Source organism: Blautia aquisgranensis (assembly GCF_040096615.1).
GTDB classification, from domain to species: Bacteria; Bacillota; Clostridia; order Lachnospirales; family Lachnospiraceae; genus Blautia_A; species Blautia_A aquisgranensis.
The window spans coordinates 1-17275 of the sequence record NZ_JBBMEJ010000031.1; the positions used below are offsets into that span (position 1 = coordinate 1).

At 44.4% G+C, this 17275-nt stretch carries 17 protein-coding genes; 4 read left to right on the top strand and 13 right to left on the bottom strand.

The window, feature by feature from the left end; translation table 11 throughout:
- Positions 1–240: 240 nt before the first annotated feature.
- Positions 241–645 (bottom strand): hypothetical protein, encoded by a 405-nt coding sequence (locus WMO28_RS15985; RefSeq protein WP_349057621.1) that lies wholly within the window; start codon positions 643–645, stop codon positions 241–243.
- A 510-nt stretch (positions 646–1155) separates the two neighbouring features.
- Between WMO28_RS15985 and WMO28_RS15990 the strand changes: the two genes are divergently transcribed.
- Positions 1156–1608 carry an Hsp20/alpha crystallin family protein gene (locus tag WMO28_RS15990; protein ID WP_349057622.1) on the top strand — a complete coding sequence of 151 codons (453 nt, stop codon included), beginning with the start codon at positions 1156–1158 and terminating at the stop codon, positions 1606–1608.
- A gap of 303 nt (positions 1609–1911) precedes the next feature.
- Positions 1912–2559 (top strand): phosphoribosyltransferase, encoded by a 648-nt coding sequence (locus WMO28_RS15995; protein WP_435376720.1) that lies wholly within the window; start codon positions 1912–1914, stop codon positions 2557–2559.
- Between the two features lie 91 nt (positions 2560–2650).
- On the opposite strand, the gene WMO28_RS16000 is transcribed toward WMO28_RS15995, so the two are convergent.
- Entirely contained in the window at positions 2651–3688 is a 1038-nt protein-coding gene (locus tag WMO28_RS16000; protein ID WP_349057623.1) for a hypothetical protein, read from the bottom strand.
- The gene (locus tag WMO28_RS16005; RefSeq protein ID WP_178642929.1) at positions 3681–3893 is read right to left on the bottom strand and encodes a hypothetical protein; all 213 of its coding nucleotides are present in this window, start codon (positions 3891–3893) and stop codon (positions 3681–3683) included. Before WMO28_RS16005 ends, WMO28_RS16000 begins: the two co-directional genes overlap by 8 nt.
- A gap of 195 nt (positions 3894–4088) precedes the next feature.
- On the opposite strand from WMO28_RS16005, the gene WMO28_RS16010 reads away from it, so the two are divergent.
- Positions 4089–5279: a DUF4317 domain-containing protein gene (locus WMO28_RS16010; protein WP_349057624.1), complete on the top strand. Its 1191-nt coding sequence runs from the start codon at positions 4089–4091 to the stop codon at positions 5277–5279.
- Between the two features lie 24 nt (positions 5280–5303).
- Entirely contained in the window at positions 5304–6101 is a 798-nt protein-coding gene (locus WMO28_RS16015; protein WP_178642933.1) for an HAD-IIB family hydrolase, read from the top strand.
- Positions 6102–6216: 115 nt separating this feature from the next.
- Here WMO28_RS16015 and WMO28_RS16020 read toward each other — a convergent pair whose 3' ends face one another.
- From WMO28_RS16020 to WMO28_RS16065, 10 genes are all read right to left on the bottom strand, one after another.
- Positions 6217–7419 carry an FKBP-type peptidylprolyl isomerase gene (locus tag WMO28_RS16020; RefSeq protein WP_349057625.1) on the bottom strand — a complete coding sequence of 401 codons (1203 nt, stop codon included), beginning with the start codon at positions 7417–7419 and terminating at the stop codon, positions 6217–6219.
- Between the two features lie 212 nt (positions 7420–7631).
- Entirely contained in the window at positions 7632–10958 is a 3327-nt protein-coding gene (gene mfd, locus WMO28_RS16025; protein ID WP_178642937.1) for a transcription-repair coupling factor, read from the bottom strand.
- A gap of 14 nt (positions 10959–10972) precedes the next feature.
- A complete protein-coding gene (gene pth, locus WMO28_RS16030; protein WP_178642939.1) occupies positions 10973–11554 on the bottom strand; it encodes an aminoacyl-tRNA hydrolase in 582 nt (193 codons plus the stop codon).
- A 15-nt stretch (positions 11555–11569) separates the two neighbouring features.
- A complete protein-coding gene (locus tag WMO28_RS16035) occupies positions 11570–12520 on the bottom strand; it encodes a TIGR03943 family putative permease subunit (RefSeq protein WP_349057626.1) in 951 nt (316 codons plus the stop codon).
- Positions 12521–12604: 84 nt separating this feature from the next.
- Entirely contained in the window at positions 12605–13717 is a 1113-nt protein-coding gene (locus WMO28_RS16040) for a CobW family GTP-binding protein (RefSeq protein ID WP_349057627.1), read from the bottom strand.
- Positions 13718–13876: 159 nt separating this feature from the next.
- Positions 13877–14110, bottom strand: coding sequence for a polya polymerase (locus WMO28_RS16045; RefSeq protein ID WP_178642945.1), 234 nt, complete (start codon positions 14108–14110; stop codon positions 13877–13879).
- 135 nt (positions 14111–14245) lie between these two features.
- Positions 14246–15280 (bottom strand): DUF3878 family protein, encoded by a 1035-nt coding sequence (locus tag WMO28_RS16050; protein WP_349057628.1) that lies wholly within the window; start codon positions 15278–15280, stop codon positions 14246–14248.
- Positions 15264–16196: a GTP-binding protein gene (locus WMO28_RS16055; protein ID WP_349057629.1), complete on the bottom strand. Its 933-nt coding sequence runs from the start codon at positions 16194–16196 to the stop codon at positions 15264–15266. The genes WMO28_RS16050 and WMO28_RS16055 overlap by 17 nt, the downstream gene beginning before the upstream one ends.
- Before the next feature lie 10 nt (positions 16197–16206).
- A complete protein-coding gene (locus tag WMO28_RS16060; protein ID WP_349057630.1) occupies positions 16207–16695 on the bottom strand; it encodes a pyridoxamine 5'-phosphate oxidase family protein in 489 nt (162 codons plus the stop codon).
- A gap of 172 nt (positions 16696–16867) precedes the next feature.
- A partial coding sequence (locus tag WMO28_RS16065; RefSeq protein WP_494337494.1) for a type 2 periplasmic-binding domain-containing protein occupies positions 16868–17275 on the bottom strand: 408 nt, incomplete at its 5' end.

Sequence of the window (17275 nt, forward strand, 5' to 3'; positions counted from 1 at the left end):
AGCGAGGGTATACGCCAGCAGGTATTTTTTGCCACTTTGGTGCAAAATATCGAAACCCAAATAAAATCATCATCAATAATAAATGCCTTAAAACAGGCGATTGTTAAGCAGGAGCATTATTTATAAAGTTGTAAAGTAGTGTATAGATATAATTTCTAAAATATTGAGGCCATTTCCAATATAGAGTAACTTTATATGGAATATTCTTCCCAAAACCTTCTTCGGAACTTTTCGGAGCTTTCAACGTAAGGGTTGACTTCTCACCCAGCCAGTCATAATATCCATATTCATCATTATGGTGTCTGAATAGAAGAATATGCCCATTGATAAGATTTTATTATCGCTAATTAATTCTGCTTTTTCATCCTTTAATGTATATCCCTTCAGATTCAATTTAACAGTCACTGACTTTAAGCCTGTTTTTTGGGGAATCAGATAGAATTCCAATTTATCACCCGAACCCGGTGCCAGGTTTTTCTGCACTTCCATACGCCATGCAACACCGCTTCTGCCGGTATAGTATGTTTGATATACATCTTTTCTTTCTCCATTATCAACATCTATATAGCAATTATATATTTCCTCTGCCGTTCCATCCGAAAGAACATTTTTGCTCTCAGCATCTTTCAAGTAGTCTACTTCCACTTTCTGACGCTCTCCCACACTCGCAATTTCAAACTGCTGATCATCCTCCGCCGAAATCTGTATTCCGTTCACTCTTACCTGTGTATTATTCACAAACCAGGCAATGCAGACAGCTATAATAGCGATCAGAGCTGTGAATGCAAATCTCAGGCTGCGTCTCGAAACCAATGGGGACGGGGAAAAGTGGCTTTCAGGGGAGTCTGTGGGAAACGAAAACTGTAGTTCATTTGGCCATGGGGGACAATAACCAAGGCCGAAAAACACCGTCCCCAGTAGCATAGCAAATATGAACATTCTGTGAAATTAGCACTCGACTATTGACTTGGCTAACAATGCGTGTTATAGTACATACAGAACAAAGGAAGAGAGAAAAAAGAAGTTCTTCCGGATGTTCCAGAGAACAAAACAACAACCACAACGGAATAACCCGAAGTGGTAACTATATACCGACAACAGTGGGATCTCTTGATCCACCGGAACGGCGTTTCAATTTGAAAGGAGAAATGACTTATGATGTTCCCGAGTGTATTTGGAGAAAACTTATTTGATGACTGGATGGATGATTTTGGATTCAGAGATAATTTCTTTAACGGCAAGAATCCTCTTTATGGTAAACATGCTAAAAATATTATGAAGACTGATGTTCGTGAAACAGATCAGGGTTATGAACTTGACGTAGATTTGCCGGGCTTCAAGAAAGACGAGGTTCAGGTTCAGCTGAAAGATGGTTATCTTACTATTTCTGCTGCTAAAGGTCTTGACAAGGACGAAGAGGATAAGAAAGGCAATTACATCCGTCGTGAGCGTTACGCCGGAAGTTCCAGCCGAAGCTTCTATGTCGGCAACGGCGTAAAGAACGAAGATGTACATGCTAAATTCGAAAACGGTGTTCTGAGACTTTCTCTTCCGAAAAAAGCAGCTGAAGAGATTGCCGCTGATAAATACATCTCTATCGAAGGATAACGATGACTCACTTTCACCAGGAGAGGTGGGAATCCGGATGGGTTCCCATCCCTCCTCTTTTTATGCCTGTTATTCCAAAAAACACCGTCCCCATCGGTTCCCCATCGGTTCATTATAATCTTGGTCATTTTTTAACAATCTTTTGTCTCTATTCCAAATATTTTTTGTATATTTTGCAGTGCATTGTTCCATTTTTTTGCAATTAATGGTATAATATGCACATTAAAAAATATGTTTTTCAGTCCTTCAGGACACATCTTCTGAACAACCACACAAACATGTTAATGACAGGAGGTTTTTATTATGATGGATCAGGACAAAATCATAAAAATTTATGCAAACAGTGACAGCCGTATCCAGTTGAAAATGATTCCGGGACATTTTGTAACTTCCCAGTCTCATATTACACATTATCTGGATCTTACTACTATGAAGTCCAGATGTTCTGAGGCTCAGAACATTGCTGCTGCTCTTGCTGCTAATTATGAATCTTCCATTCCGGTAGATACTATTGTCTGCATGGACGGTCTGGAAGTTGTCGGTGCTTATCTTGCCGAAGAATTGACGAAAGCCGGCGTTCTTTCCATGAACGCACATCAGACTATTTATGTTATCACCCCGGAATTCAACAGCACAGGACAGATGATCTTCCGTGATAATTATGAGCCCATGATAAACAATAAGAATATTCTCATCCTCAACGGCTCCATTACAACAGGTTCCACCCTGAATCGTGCTATCGAGAGTGTTTTATATTATGGTGGTAAGATTCGCGGCGTTGCAGCGATCTACAGCTGCATAGACAGCGTAGCTTCCCTTCCTGTTCATTCTATTTTCCAGTCCAGGGATATTCCAGATTATCACTCCTATCGCTCTGACAACTGTCCAATGTGTAAGAACCGTCAGAAAATCGATGCTATAGTCAGCAGTTACGGATATTCCATGCTGTAATTTTCGGAATAAAGTTTGGATTTTTTAATCAAAAAGAGGAAGCCTTGTATTTTTATATACATTCACTTCCTCTTTTTCTTATTTCCTATTTTTACAGATGATATTCCTCATACATACGCTCACATGTGTTTCGATCCGTTACAACCTTTGAAATTTCATCACTTCGTCCGTCAAGGATAAGTCTGTTGATCAGAACACTTAATCTCTGTTCTCCCTGAAGTTTTCCCTGGGTTATTCCTTCGGCTCTTCCCTCGGCTCTTCCTTCGGCTCTTCCCTCGGCTCTTCCCTCGGCTCTTCCCTCCTCTCTTCCTTCCTCTCTTCCTTCCGCAAGCCCCTGCTCTCTGGCCTTCTCTTTTTCTTCGGCCAGAATTCTGGCTCTTCTTTCAGATTCCAGTTCCAGAACATGTCCGCCCATAATCTTACCAACTCCTTTCCTCACTGTTTCTTCATCCTTGAAAATATAATCAGATATCCTGATGATCAGTTTTATCAGATCAACATACAGTTCCGATTTGCCTGTTTCCGTAATCTCTTCTTCCAGTTTAACGCGAATTGACTCAAATTCATTCAGCAACCCCTGAAAAAGTTCCGGATTTTCCTGTATCTCATGACTTTTCTTTTCATATCGCATGATATAAAACGGCAGTAACATTAAGAGATTTTTTTCGAATATATCATCTTTTGTATAATCTGCCAATTTTACAGTTGGTACTCTGTATAGATGTTTTTTTCCATCTGGAAAAATTATTTCTGTTTCCAGAAAATCCGGCGTATTTTTCGTACTTCGCAGATAGAGGACACAGGAATACGGAAGCTTCAGCTGATATCGTCGTCCCTGTCTCTGTGCAGTCTCAATCGCTATCGCAAAATCATACTCAATCATACGGATAGACATTGTCATATCATCTTTACTCTGACACTCGATATGATATATCTTATCCCCGATCAGCAATCGGGAATCTGTAATGATCTCACCATCTTTTTGCTGATACTCATTACGCAACTGCGTAATCTTTATATCTTCCGGATATGACGTATGAAATACCTCGTTAATTAATGGCACTACAAGAAACGTCATTTTTTCCAGCATCGTACGGAAAACATCATCAAAAATCGTATTGTCACTCAATTAATACTCCTTCTGGTATTACAATTATACCATTCAACACACATTTTCGAAAACCCTGTATACAGTTTTTTATTATTTTTTTGGAAATCGCTTCAGACTTTGAAGCAGAATGAATGCCTGAAAAAGGCCAGATCTTATAAGATATTTTTATATTATCATATTTTACATCTCTCATCCAGAAGTTTTCATCACCAGAATTCGACATTTTCATTTCTCATTACCATTCACAGGCAATATTCCACAAGGTATTTTTTGCAAACGAAGGTCACCTGCAGAATCTGCCACCGTCAGTTTCTTACAGATGCTTAGCAACAGTAAACCCTTATCTTGCCCACACCAAACACGTGTGCTATAATAATCCAAAAAACCGAAAAAAGTCAAAGTCCGAGGTAAACCATACATGAACAAAAAAGAAATCGCAGAAATCAAAAAGCAGTTCACACTGGATCGTTGTTCCATCACGCGCATCTGTGGCTGTTATGTTGACGGTGAAAAAAACAAAAAGACAGAGCTCAGGGAAGCTTTCCTTTCTTTATCAGAAGAAGAAATGTTCAAATATTTTGATATCTTCCGCAAGACTCTCAGCGGTACCGTAGGCAAGAACCTTATCAACATGGAATTTCCTCTGGAGCAGGAAGCAGAAGGCGGTACTCAGAATTTTCTTATGAAACTCCGGGAGAGCAAGCTCACTGACGATGCGCTCACTGAAGCCTTCTATGATAAGATCATCGAAAACTACGACTACGGCGAAAACTACTACATTATCCTTATTCACGCAGTTTATGATATCCCGGGAAAATCCTCTGACGGTGCGGAAATGTTCGATGCTTCTGACGAGATCTACGATCACATCCTCTGCAGTATCTGCCCGGTGAAGCTCTCTAAATCAGGTCTTCATTATAATGCAGAAACCAATAATATCGAGGATAGAATCCGTGACTGGCTGGTGGAAATGCCTGACTGGGGCTTCCTTTTCCCGCAGTTCAATGACCGCAGCACAGATATCCACGGACTGCTCTACTACACCAAAAATGCCGAAGAGCTCCGTTCTGTAATGATGGATGAAGTCTTTGGATGCACTACACCACTGTCAGCCGGAAGTCAGCGTGATTCTTTTAACGCCCTTGTGGAAGAAACTCTTGGTGATGACTGTGCTTACGATACAGTCCTTGAGATCCACGAAAAACTCAATGATCTTATCGAGTCCCAGAAAGATGAGCCCGAACCCGTTGTTCTTACAAAATCCGAGGTTAAACGTCTTTTTGAAGAATGCGGTGTAGAAGATGAAAAGCTTGAAAATTTTGATGAACGGTATGAGCTGGCTGCCGGCGAAAAATCCGCCCTGGTGGCTTCCAACATCACCAATACAAAAAAATTCGAGATCAAGACTCCCGATGTTGTGATCCATGTAGCGCCGGACCGTGCTGATCTTGTGGAGACCCGCATCATTGACGGCCGTAAATGCTTAGTCATTCCTATGGAAAGCGAGGTAGAGCTTAACGGTATCCGTGTCAGTGCACTGAACCCGACCACAGATAAAACCGATGAAGTATCCTCTGAAAGTAACAGTGAAGAGGAAATTCCTTTCTAAGTCACTCTAAAAAGGAGATAACACATGAACAATAAAAAAATCTTATTCTTTGACATAGATGGTACGCTTCTCACCCCGTATCCTTTCACAGTTCCGGAAAGCACAAAAGATGCCCTTAACAAAGCACACGAAAATGGTCATCTGCTCTTCGTCAACACAGGACGGACCAAAGCAATGATGCCACCGGAAATCGCAGAGCTTCCTTTTGACGGCTATGTATATGGATGCGGAACTCACATTTACATGGATAATAAACTGCTTTTTTTCCGTACAGTCCCTAATCTTCTCTGTAAGGAGACTGTAGATCTTCTTCGTAAATGCAAGATCGAGGCAATGTTTGAATCCAATACTGCAATCCTGTATGACGGAGCTTCCCCTGCCCAGTCCGACTTCGGTGCCAGAATGCGAAAAAAGATCCCTATGACAGACATCACGAAATTCAACCGTGAAGACGCATGCACCTACTCTTTTGATAAGTTTCTTGTCAACATGCTTCCGGATTCCGATGTGGAAAAATTCCGCACCTTCTGTGATGATCACTATACACGCTTTGAGCACGAAGACGGAATCTGGGAAATAACACAGAAAAGTATCAGCAAAGCCACAGGCATGGATTTTCTGCTTGACCGGCTTTCTATCCCTCGTGAAAACAGCTACGCATTCGGTGACAGCCCTAACGACCTTCCAATGCTGAAATCCGCCGGTACCAGTGTTGCCATGGGAAATTCCTACGGCGATATCGAAAAAGACTGCACCTGGCAGACAACTGCCGTTGATAAAGACGGTATTTATAATGCCCTGAAGCATCTGAAACTGATCTGATAACAGGAAATTGGAACACCAGCATCACTGATTCATCTGCTATAAAAAAACAAGCAGTGTACAGTATTAAAATCTACTGTACACTGCTCATTTTTTATGTTCTTACTTTCACATATTATTTCTCAGCTTCCGGTGTCTCAGTTACCTCTGTATCCTCTGCTGCTGGTGTCTCGGTTGCTTCTGCTGTGGCAGAATCAGTTGCTGTAGTATCCTCAGCCGCTGGTGTCTCTGTCACTTCCGCTTCCGGTGTCGGAGTTGGTGTCTGGATCGTAAAGCTGTGATTATCTGTGATCTTGATCTTCTTGATCAGCTTCTTCTCTTCCTTGATGTCTGCTTTCTTCTTCCAGCCATCTGTTGTATCGTTATAGTAGTCGTCCTTCTTGGTACTTGTCAGAGATTCTTTCTTATTCTCTGTTGCAGTCTCATCATCTTTGGAATCAAGTCTTACCACATACCAGATGGAATCTGTCTTGATGATATCTTTGTTAACCTCTCCCTCTTCAAGCTTACGAAGAGCTGTACGCACATCATCCGGATAAGCGTCACCGTTCGTCGCACTGTCATCACCTTCCTCATAGGTCGGGCATGTGCCGGTCGTTGCTGTCATATTTTCATCAATTTCTTTACCGATCTCGCTGAAATCTGCTGTTGTATCCTCATTGAGCTTATCAAGAAATTTCTGGATATTCTCCTCGTTCTTCTTCGCATCATCATCTGTAACATTGTCACCGCTGACTCTTACGCTCGCATAGCTGAAAGCCATCTGCTGATATTCCTTCTCATCAAGCTTGATATCTGCTTTTGCCTCAATGGCATCCTTCATCTTGAGATCATAAGTCTCAAGTTCAAGGAATTTCTTAACATCATCTTCACTTACCGCAAGCTCCGCGATCGTCTCATCTGTATTGGCTGCCATAAAGTTCTTCGCAGCTTCCTCGATTGCCTTCTGCTCATCGTCTGTGATCTCTACATCATACTCAGACGCATGCTCCTTCTCCAGGCACATCTTCTCAACAGACTCAACCGTTGTTGTCACTGCATTCTCGCCATAAGTCTCGTCAGACTCATCTTCCATCTTGGTATCCCAGATTGACATGGAATCACTGTTTCCGCCAAGATACATCTTATACATAGCCTCAGCCTGGGCCTGCTGCATACGTGCCGCAAGATTTACCACACCAAGAGATACTTCTTCTTTATTAACGGTTACTGCTGTTTTTGTACCGTCAAGCTTTTTGCTTCCGCAGCCAGTCATCATGCCTGCTGCTGTAACACAGACAAGAGCAGTAAGTGCGATTTTTTTTGCTGAATTTTTCATTTCTTCCTCCATCTATCCCGTCCATAAAAACCTGTGTCCGGCATTTATTCCATAATATTTGATTATAAACGCTTTCATCTTCAAGAGCAAGGAATTTCATAAACATCCACGACATTTCACAATTTATCCACATCTATTTTGTCGAAAATCCTGTATTTTCCACAGGATTTTGTATTTTATACCGATCATCGTGGATGAATTCATACCATAACCTATTCCAGCGGTTCTGCATGTTTTGCAAGCTCGCCGGCAAATTTCATCAGCTCTTCGATCAGCCTTCCCTGTGGCATCAGGATAAACTTCGGCTCCTGATCTGCCTTGAACTGCAGTCCTCTCCTGTACTGTGCCAGGATCGCCGGAATTACTGCAGGATCCAGCTTTGCTTTTTCGTAAAGAGTGATCCGCACATCTTTTCCAAGCTGTTTGATCTCTGTCACATATCCCTGATGAGCAAGTGCTTTCAGCTGTGCAATGGCAAGAAGATTCAGAACAGCTTTTCCCGGCTCTCCGAAACGGTCGATCAGCTCCTCCAGCATATCATCGTACTCCTGCTGGCTTTGAATACCTGCAATACGCTTATAAATATCCAGTTTCTGAAATTCATTGCTGATATAAGAATCCGGGATAAACGCATCAATATTCAGATCAATGGTCGTCTCAAAATCATCCATAGTCTGGATTCCTTTTGCCTCCTTGACAGCCTCACTGAGCATCTTGCAGTAAAGATCATAACCAACTGCATTCATATGTCCGTGCTGCTGGGCACCAAGAAGATTTCCCGCTCCGCGAAGCTCCAGATCCTTCATGGCGATCTTGAATCCGCTTCCAAGATCTGAATATTCCCGCATGGCGCTGAGACGTTTTTCCGCATTTTCCTGCAGCATCTTGTTCTTCGTGTACATCAGAAACGCATAGGCAGTTCTGTTGGAGCGGCCCACACGGCCACGGAGCTGATACAGCTGTGAAAGCCCATATCTGTCGGAATCGTGAATGATCATGGTATTTACATTGGAAATATCCAGGCCGGTCTCAATGATCGTGGTAGAAACCAGCACATCCACATCTCCGTTGATAAAATCATACATTACCTGCTCCAGCTCACGCTGGCTCATCTGCCCATGGGCAAAATCAACTCTTGCTTCCGGCACAAGCTTCGATATCCGAAGAGCCACCTCCGCAATATCATTGACCCGATTGTATACATAGTAAACCTGCCCGCCACGGCGAAGCTCTCTGCGAATGGCTTCCCGGACTGTCTCCTCATCGTACTCCATAACATACGTCTGGATCGGTACACGATCCATCGGAGGCTCCTCCAGAACACTCATATCACGAATGCCGATCAGACTCATGTGCAGAGTACGTGGAATCGGTGTGGCAGTCAGAGTCAGCACATCCACATCCTTTTTCATCTGCTTGATCTTTTCTTTGTGAGTGACACCGAAACGCTGCTCCTCATCAATGATCAGGAGTCCCAGATTTTTGAATTCCACATCCTTGGAAAGAACACGATGCGTACCGATCACGATATCTACCTGACCTTTTCTGATACCCTCGATGGTCTTTTTCTGCTGGGCAGAAGTACGGAAACGGCAGAGCAGATCCACCTTCACCGGAAACTCCTTCATACGCTGTACAAAGGTGTTGTAATGCTGCTGGGCAAGGATCGTAGTCGGAACCAGATAAACCACCTGTCTGCTCTCCTGAACCGCTTTAAAAGCCGCCCGAAGCGCAACCTCCGTCTTTCCGTACCCCACATCGCCGCACACAAGACGATCCATGATCTTGGTACTCTCCATATCTCTCTTGGTATCCTCGATCGCAGCAAGCTGATCCTCTGTTTCCTCATAAGGAAACATCTCTTCAAATTCCTTCTGCCACACTGTATCCGGACCACAGACGTAGCCTTCTTTTTCCTGGCGGACAGCATAAAGCTCCACCAGCTCTTTTGCGATATTTTTGACAGCTCCCTTTACCCGGCTCTTGGTCTTGTTCCACTCCTGGCCGCCGAGCTTGTTCAGCTTCGGTGTCCTGGCATTATCGGAAGCTCCGGAATATTTCTGCAGCGCATCCAGCTGGGTTGCCAGAATATAGAGATTGCTGCCTCCGCGATATTCGATCTTGATGTAATCCTTTACAACACGGTCAACCTCCACTTTTTCAATTCCACGGTAGATTCCAAGTCCGTGTTTCTCGTGAACCACCAGATCACCGATGGAAAGCTCTGCAAAATCCTGGATCCTGTCTCCGCTGTATTTCTTCTTTTTTTTGCGTTTTTTCTGCTCCTTGCCAAAAATATCAGACTCAGTCATCACCGCAAATTTGATCAGCGGATACTCAAAACCTCTTCGCGCATGGCCATAAACCACCATGATCTCGCCCGGATTGATGACGCGGTCATAATCCTGTCTATAAAAGGCGTTCAAACCTTCTTCCGAGAGATCCTTTGCCAGACGCTCTGCCCTTGTTCTGGAGCCGGAGAGCAATGCAATACGGTAGCCCTGGCTTTTATACTGCTGAAGATCCTTTACCAGAAGCTCAAAGCTGCTGTTGTAGGAATTTACGGATTTCACGGTAAGGTCAAATTCCTCTGTGATCTTCCAGCCGGAACGCCTTGGTGAAAGCGCGGAAACTGCCACACAGTTCCTTCTGTTCAGATTTTTCTGAACCTCCTTGAAACTGCAGAGCCACTGCTCCGGAAGGTTCGTCTCCCCTTTTTCTTCTCTGTGCATACGGCTCTGACGATACTCTTCCTCAACGCCTTCTCCGTTCTCAGTCAGATGATTCGGCTCATCCAGAAACAGCAGCGTTTTTTCCTCCGGAAAATAATCCAGGAAAGATACCATATCTTTTCCGTCGTTCTTCTCCACTGCCGGATAGATCGTGATCTCATCCACATTTTCCAGGGAACGCTGGCTTTCCGCATCAAAGCTTCGGATCGAATCGATCTCATCGTCCCAGAGCTCAATACGCCACGGATTGTCCTCTGTCAGCGGATAAATATCGATAATACCTCCACGGACGGAAAACTGTCCCGGAAGCTCCACCTGCCCGACACGCTCAAATCCACGCTCTACAAGATCTGTTTTCAGCTTTTCCAGATTCACCACACTGTCACTCTTAAAATGCAGAAGACTGTTCCGTATCTTCTCCAGAGGCATCAGAAAATCCATGCATCCGTCTATACTTGTGACAACGGTTACGTTTTCCTGCTCCAGAAGTGCACGGATCACCCGCATACGCTGACGGATCAGAAGGTTTCCATGGATATCCGCCTGAAAAAACAGAAGATCCTTTGCCGGATAAAAATATACATTTTTGTCATAGAAACGGTAATCCTCATAGATTTCCTTCGCATGCCTCTCATCATCCGCAAGAATCAGATGATATGGAAAAAGCCCGGAAAGTCCATACATCAGATGGACCTTCTGGGACTCCATGCATCCGGAAACTGTAAGAATTCCGCGGTTTGCGCCACAGCGCTTTTTTATTTCGTCAAACTCTGCAAGACCCTGCAGAGGCTGCAAAAATGCTTCCATACAAACCTCAATTCTTATAAAGTTTTAGGCTTTTTCCTGTTATATTTATTCATTGCCGCATCTACGCCCTCAGACAGAATCAGCTCCACAGCATCTGCTGCATCACGGATTCCCTCGTCCACAAGCTTGCGGTCACTGTCCGAAAAATGGCCCAGCACAAAATCTGCCAGATCCCATCCCTTCGGCTTCGCACCCACACCCACACGGATGCGGATAAATTTCTCAGTTCCGAGACGGCGGATGATATCCTTGATTCCGTTATGTCCGCCTGCACTTCCCTGCTTACGCACGCGGAGCTGTCCCGGCTCCAGATCAATATCATCGTAAATAACGATCAGCTCTGTCTCCGGATCGATCTTGAAATAGCTGGACATTTCCTGGATAGGACCACCGCTTAAATTCATATAGGAAATTGGTTTCATCAGGATCGCTTTTTCGCCGCCGATGATTCCTTTTCCATACATGGCATTAAATTTTACGCCGCCCTGGGGTACATTATGCTTCTCCACAAGACAGTCAATGGTATCAAATCCCATGTTATGGCGGGTTGCCTCATACTGCTTCCCCGGATTTCCCAAACCTGCAATCAAATACATAAAAGCTCCTTAAGTTTAGTTAAAATATACCATCTCATCAGCAAGCGGCTCGCATACTTCCACATGCTCTGCATAAAGCACGATGCCCTCTCCCTGATATTCCATTCTCTTCTCAAATGCAACCTTTGCAGTAACCTCTACCCACTGTCCTTCTGCGATCTTCGGTGCAAAAGCACTCTTGCAGATATATCCAAGGAAAGTCGTATCATCTGCACAACAGGTCATTGCAGTTCTCCCCGGAACAAAGAATTTGCTTCCCATTCCGCGTGGCTTCATGGCACGTGCCTTGAAATGAACGGTTTTTCCAACATAACGGTCCGGATGGTCCATGGAATCTACAAACCAGATTCCGTAATCCTCCGGAAGAATATCGATCACCGGTGCGTCAATATCGAACGGCATCTCGTCTTCAAAAAGATCTCCAAGCTCGCCTTCCTCATCCTCAAAGATGATCTCAGCGCGCTGATTTACCACCTTGATGCTTCTTCTGTAGGAAGGAAGCGGATCATCCTCCTCGCAGCGGTTGAAGATAACCATGTCTGCATTGCGGACCATGTCCATAAAAAGGGACTTCATATTCGCCATGTAAACCTGGAAAGTGCTGGAATCCACGCAGGTGATATGCTGCTCTACTGCCCAGCCGTCCGGCTTCTCCATCTCTTCAAACTTGCTTACCAGCCACATGCCATTGTACTCAACGATCACGCGCTCCGGCTGATACAGGATCTCCATTGCCGCAAGTCTCTCCGGTGTAAGCTCTTCCTCACTCTCAATGATCTCCACATCGGTGTTATGCTGCTTCAGTGCTTCCACATCATACTCTTCTTCTCCCTCTTCGCAGAGAATGAGAAGTGTTTTTCCATCGATCTGGAAATAATCCTGCTGCAGGGTAAAGTTCAGGAAAGAGGTCTTGCCGCTTTCCAGAAAACCTGTGATCAGATAAATGGGAACTCTGGTCTCTTCCATAAATTATCCTGTCAGTCACTGTCCGTTAAACCGGACAGTAACTGTTTCCTTTCTGTAAAAAATCTGATTCAAAAATTTCTCTTATTATGCGATTCCAAAAAGCTCTTCCAGTGCATGCTCATCCAGCTTGGAACCGATCACGCACAGACGGCCTGTGTATTCCGGTGCTCCCTCACGGATCTCTGTTTCCTCCGGAACCATATCAAAATAGATCCATGTTCCGTCTTCTGCAGGAAGCATTCCTTTTGCACGGAGGATGATACCGTATTTGTCAGACTCGGAAAGTGCCTCCAGCATCTTCTCAAGACCCTCACGTGTATATTTCTTAATTGTCTCACGGCCCCAGCTTGTGAAAACTTCATCTGCATGATGATGGTGATGATCATGTCCGCAGCCGCACTCCTCATCATGATCGTGGTGATGATGATGCTCATGCTCCTCATGGTCATGATCGTGTCCACAGCCGCACTCCTCATCATGATCGTGGTGATGATGGTGCTCATGCTCCTCATGGTCATGATCGTGTCCACAGCCACACTCTCCGTCATGATGATGGTGATGATGCTCATGCTCTTCCTCAAGCATTTCCTGCTCCAGGGATACCGGATGCTCCATAACCTCTACCAGCTTCTTTCCATCCAGATTCTCGATCGGAGTTGTGATGATAGCTGCATCCTTATTCAGGCTGCGAAGAAGCTCCAGGGACTCCTGAACTTTTTTCTCGGATGCAATATCTGTACGGCTCATAATGATAGCACCGGCATACTGGATCTGATTGTCAAAGAACTCACCGAAGTTCTTCATGTACATCTTACATTTCTTGGCATCTACAACAGTTGTATAGCTGTTCAGTTTGATATCAACCTCATCCTGAACACCCTGTACTGCCTTGATAACATCAGAAAGCTTACCTACACCGGATGGCTCGATAAGGATTCTGTCCGGATTATATTTGGAAACAACTTCCTTAAGAGAAGTACCGAAATCACCAACAAGTGAGCAGCAGATACATCCGGAATTCATCTCACGGATCTGGATACCTGCTTCTTTCAGGAAACCACCGTCAATACCAATCTCGCCAAACTCGTTCTCGATCAGAACGACCTGCTCACCGTTAAATCCGTCTTTCAGAAGTTTTTTGATCAGAGTTGTTTTTCCGGCACCAAGGAAACCGGAGATAATATCAATTTTTACCATTTTGTATACACTCCTTTTAACGTAGTTTGACCAGGAAGTACGGATACCCCCTGGTTGCATCTTTATACTACTTTGTATTATACCCGTTTTTGTTTCAGTGAGACAACAGATAAAGACAGGGATGTGAAAAACTCACACCCCCGTAATCCATTCATCTTATCAGCCATTGATCATGAAGTTCATGAGCTTGTCGATGTCCTCTTTCTCAGCAGCAACGATCTCAAGCTCCGGAATCTCTCCGCCGGAGAAAATGTTTGCAAGAGATACATACTGGGAAAGTTTGGATTTCAGGTTCAGTCTGTCTCCCTCACCTGTTACAAGCTCTACTCTTCCTTTACAGCTGTCAATTACCTCGAAAAATTTATCAATATCTGTAATATGTGTTACTTTCATTTCAAAAATCTCCTTTCCTATTAAAGGGCTGTTCCTAACTCTTTCCGTTAGATTATACCCCAGCATCCTTAAAAAAGCAATCCCTGTCAGTCAAAACACTTCACAAACATTCTTTATAAACGCTATTCCGTTTTGTTACATTTCGTGAATTTCAACTGTACAGTCTTTCCTGCCTTTTTTCCATTCCATCAGATATACTTTTAATCCAAGGGAATCCCTGGCTGTGGTAAACGGCTCTTCTCTCAGAATCTCTGCTTCGATTCCCTGTACCTGCAGCTCTGTCTGCTTTTCCCGGGCTTTTTCCATCAGAGCTTCCTGAAGCTCATCTGCCTCTTTTCCAAAAGACCGGTTTCCATACTTTGCACAGGCTTCCTGAAGCTTCCCGGAAAGAATCTCCGTTACCCGGATATGTTTCGTCCTGTGAAGCATCGCTGCCAGCTTTCGTGCCACACATTTGAACGGAATTTTTCGGTAGAGCCCAAGCCATCGTAAAAAAGCTCTGTCCCCTGCCTGCTCTGCGATCGCTTCCATCACTGCGATCGCTTCTTCTGAAGGAACCCACGGATCTTCTCTTGGCACGATATATTTTTCCGGCACTGCCGGATAACAGCAGTAATTCAGCGGTGGAAATTCCACCAGAACGGCAAGCTTCTCTTCCAGTGCATTGCAGCTGTCACCACCAATGTAATCATATTTATCACGCAGGATCGCCAGACGATACTCCAGCTGCCGGAGATATTCATAACCCGGTACCCAGAAATGCCCGATCTGACTGTAATCGTAGAGATATTTTTCCAGAGTAAGTGTTTCAAAAAACAGAGTGACTACGGTATCATCCTGATGCACCACCAGAATATACTCTCTGCCCTGACGGCTCAGATCTGCCAGAAGTTCTCCTTCATAATCCGGCTTATACACACCTGTCATTCTTGCATTTCCAAAGACAAGAAAACTTTCCACCGCATCATTCATAAGATACACAAGACGGATCTCTCCATTTTTCACATAAGAAAGTTCTCCCGGTACCTCTTCTGCCGGAACCAGCTCAAACTGATCCTCTCCAAGAAGTCCTGCCAGCTTCTGAAACACCTCCGGCAGCTCTTCAAAGGCGGTCTCCGAAACATATCTCTCCGGTGCAGCATTCCCTTCACGCTTACTTCCAGTATCCATCGATCACCTCTTTATTCAGCTTTTCTCCGATAACGATCATGATCTCCTGACCTAGTTTCGTGGGCTGTATACAGGTTTCGTGCCGGGTGGCATTGAGTTCCAGCCATTGCCCGTCCTCTTTTTTCAGAAAACCTTTTACGCGAAAAACATCTCCGCAGGATGGATCTGTCAGAAGTTTCTCCGCTGTCTCCTTAAGTTTTTCCTCACTCATATGCACATTCATGAAAAACAGGGAATCAAATCCGCCGCCCTCCGCATAGGATTCTTTTACGTAGTCTTCCGCTACATAACCGCAGTTCAGTATCTTCTCCATATCTTCATCTGTAAGTTTATCCCAGTTTCCATCCAGGATCTCAGCATCCAGACGGCGCTTGCACTGAATCTGCTCCAGTGCACGGTTCAGATGTTCCTTTGTGCTCTGGATCTCATCCTGTGCCGCATCCTGGCTTCTGCTTAACAGCACACAGCCTGCATCTGCCACCTCGGAAGCCAGAAGATAGTCAGCTCCCGGTGAAAGCTCCTCTGCAAGCTTCGCATCTACAATAGCGATCACATTTCCGATCTCATACCACTTATCAAGAGGTTCCTCATGAAGTGCGTCAAAAAATTCATCCACATCAAAAATCCCGGAGGGTTCCACGATCACGCGGTCATATCCGCACATTCCCATGGCGATCAGCTTTGTCTTAAAGCGTCGTCTGTGACAGTCCGCATCACAGCCGCCGGAAACCATCTCCAGCTCACAGTTATCGCCCATCAGATCCTGAAGCAGCATCATATCCACATTCACTGCCCCGAAATCGTTTTCCAGAATTCCGATGTTCATGCCTTTTTTCAGAAGATAGGAGGCATATTTTTTTATAAATGTTGTTTTTCCGGATCCGAGAAATCCTGTTATCAGATCAATCTTTATCATATTTTTTCCTTTACTTTTTTATCAGCTCTCTGGCCTGTTTTCCGGAAATATGTTCAATCTGAAATCCGATCATTCCGAGAATGCTCCACTCGCTGTCAATGGCTGCATTCCGCTCTTCTGTCGTACCTGCCGGATGATATTTGTCTGCCATTTTTTCGATCGCAGAACGGATCTCTTTTTCGTCTTTCATGATACGGACTTTTCCAAAAGCGATCACACTTTTAAAATAGCTGGTGTATTCTTCCGGAACGATCTGATCCTGTCCGATCACGCAGAAGGAAGCCTTGTCACACTGCTTCACCATATCCATCTTGTAGCCTTTTTTCGCTCCGTGAAAATAAATCTTATCTTTTCCATCATAAAAATAGCTTAAAGGAACCGCATACGGATATCCATCCTCCCCCTGAAGTGCCAGTACACCGGAGGTTCCGTTTTCAAGAATCTCCTTTACAGCTGTTTCTTCCAGTGCTTCTCTTTTTAAACGCATTTCTCTGAACATATTTTCCACCATTCCTTTTCTGTCCGGTCATCACAGCTTTCCAGATCTCTGCTTCTGATTCGGACGATTATTAGTATATAATCATTTACCGGTAAAGAAAAGAGGCCATTCTGAAATTTTATCTCAGAACAGCCTCTTCGCTATTTCATTTTTTTATTATAATCTATGAAGATTATTTTGTAAACAGGCTTACAAGCTCTTCACCATCATCATAGCCCTGGTTTTTCAGCTCTTCTACGAACCACTCGTCTACACCGTCTACAGCCTCTTTGAAGGAATCAATATCCATGTCTTCCTTCTCGGTAAAGGTCACACCGTTTTTCTCTGCCCAGCGTGTTCTGATCTCGTCATCACCGGAACGGTTGATATAACGCTCATACTCAACTGCTTTCTGACCACACTCGTCAACAACGGCCTGCTGCTCCGGTGTCAGTGCATCGTAAACGTCCTGGTTGATACAGAAGAACAGACAGTCATAGATCGCATCCCACATGGAGCAGTATGGCTGTACTTCCTGTACGCTGGCTGCATCAATTGCCGGTAACGGGTTCTCCTCGCCCTCTACTGTGTTCTGCTGGAG

Bases quoted from the DNA above. Each gene is read 5' to 3' on its own strand.
- WMO28_RS15990 (WP_349057622.1), top strand. From the start codon at position 1,156: ATGATGTTCCCGAGTGTATTTGGAGAAAACTTATTTGATGACTGGATG.
- WMO28_RS15995 (WP_435376720.1), top strand. From the start codon at position 1,912: ATGATGGATCAGGACAAAATCATAAAAATTTATGCAAACAGTGACAGC.
- WMO28_RS16005 (WP_178642929.1), bottom strand. From the start codon at position 3,893: ATGTCGAATTCTGGTGATGAAAACTTCTGGATGAGAGATGTAAAATAT.
- WMO28_RS16010 (WP_349057624.1), top strand. From the start codon at position 4,089: ATGAACAAAAAAGAAATCGCAGAAATCAAAAAGCAGTTCACACTGGAT.
- WMO28_RS16015 (WP_178642933.1), top strand. From the start codon at position 5,304: ATGAACAATAAAAAAATCTTATTCTTTGACATAGATGGTACGCTTCTC.
- WMO28_RS16020 (WP_349057625.1), bottom strand. From the start codon at position 7,419: ATGAAAAATTCAGCAAAAAAAATCGCACTTACTGCTCTTGTCTGTGTT.
- mfd (WP_178642937.1), bottom strand. From the start codon at position 10,958: ATGGAAGCATTTTTGCAGCCTCTGCAGGGTCTTGCAGAGTTTGACGAA.
- pth (WP_178642939.1), bottom strand. From the start codon at position 11,554: ATGTATTTGATTGCAGGTTTGGGAAATCCGGGGAAGCAGTATGAGGCA.
- WMO28_RS16035 (WP_349057626.1), bottom strand. From the start codon at position 12,520: ATGGAAGAGACCAGAGTTCCCATTTATCTGATCACAGGTTTTCTGGAA.
- WMO28_RS16040 (WP_349057627.1), bottom strand. From the start codon at position 13,717: ATGGTAAAAATTGATATTATCTCCGGTTTCCTTGGTGCCGGAAAAACA.
- WMO28_RS16045 (WP_178642945.1), bottom strand. From the start codon at position 14,110: ATGAAAGTAACACATATTACAGATATTGATAAATTTTTCGAGGTAATT.
- WMO28_RS16050 (WP_349057628.1), bottom strand. From the start codon at position 15,280: ATGGATACTGGAAGTAAGCGTGAAGGGAATGCTGCACCGGAGAGATAT.
- WMO28_RS16055 (WP_349057629.1), bottom strand. From the start codon at position 16,196: ATGATAAAGATTGATCTGATAACAGGATTTCTCGGATCCGGAAAAACA.
- WMO28_RS16060 (WP_349057630.1), bottom strand. From the start codon at position 16,695: ATGTTCAGAGAAATGCGTTTAAAAAGAGAAGCACTGGAAGAAACAGCT.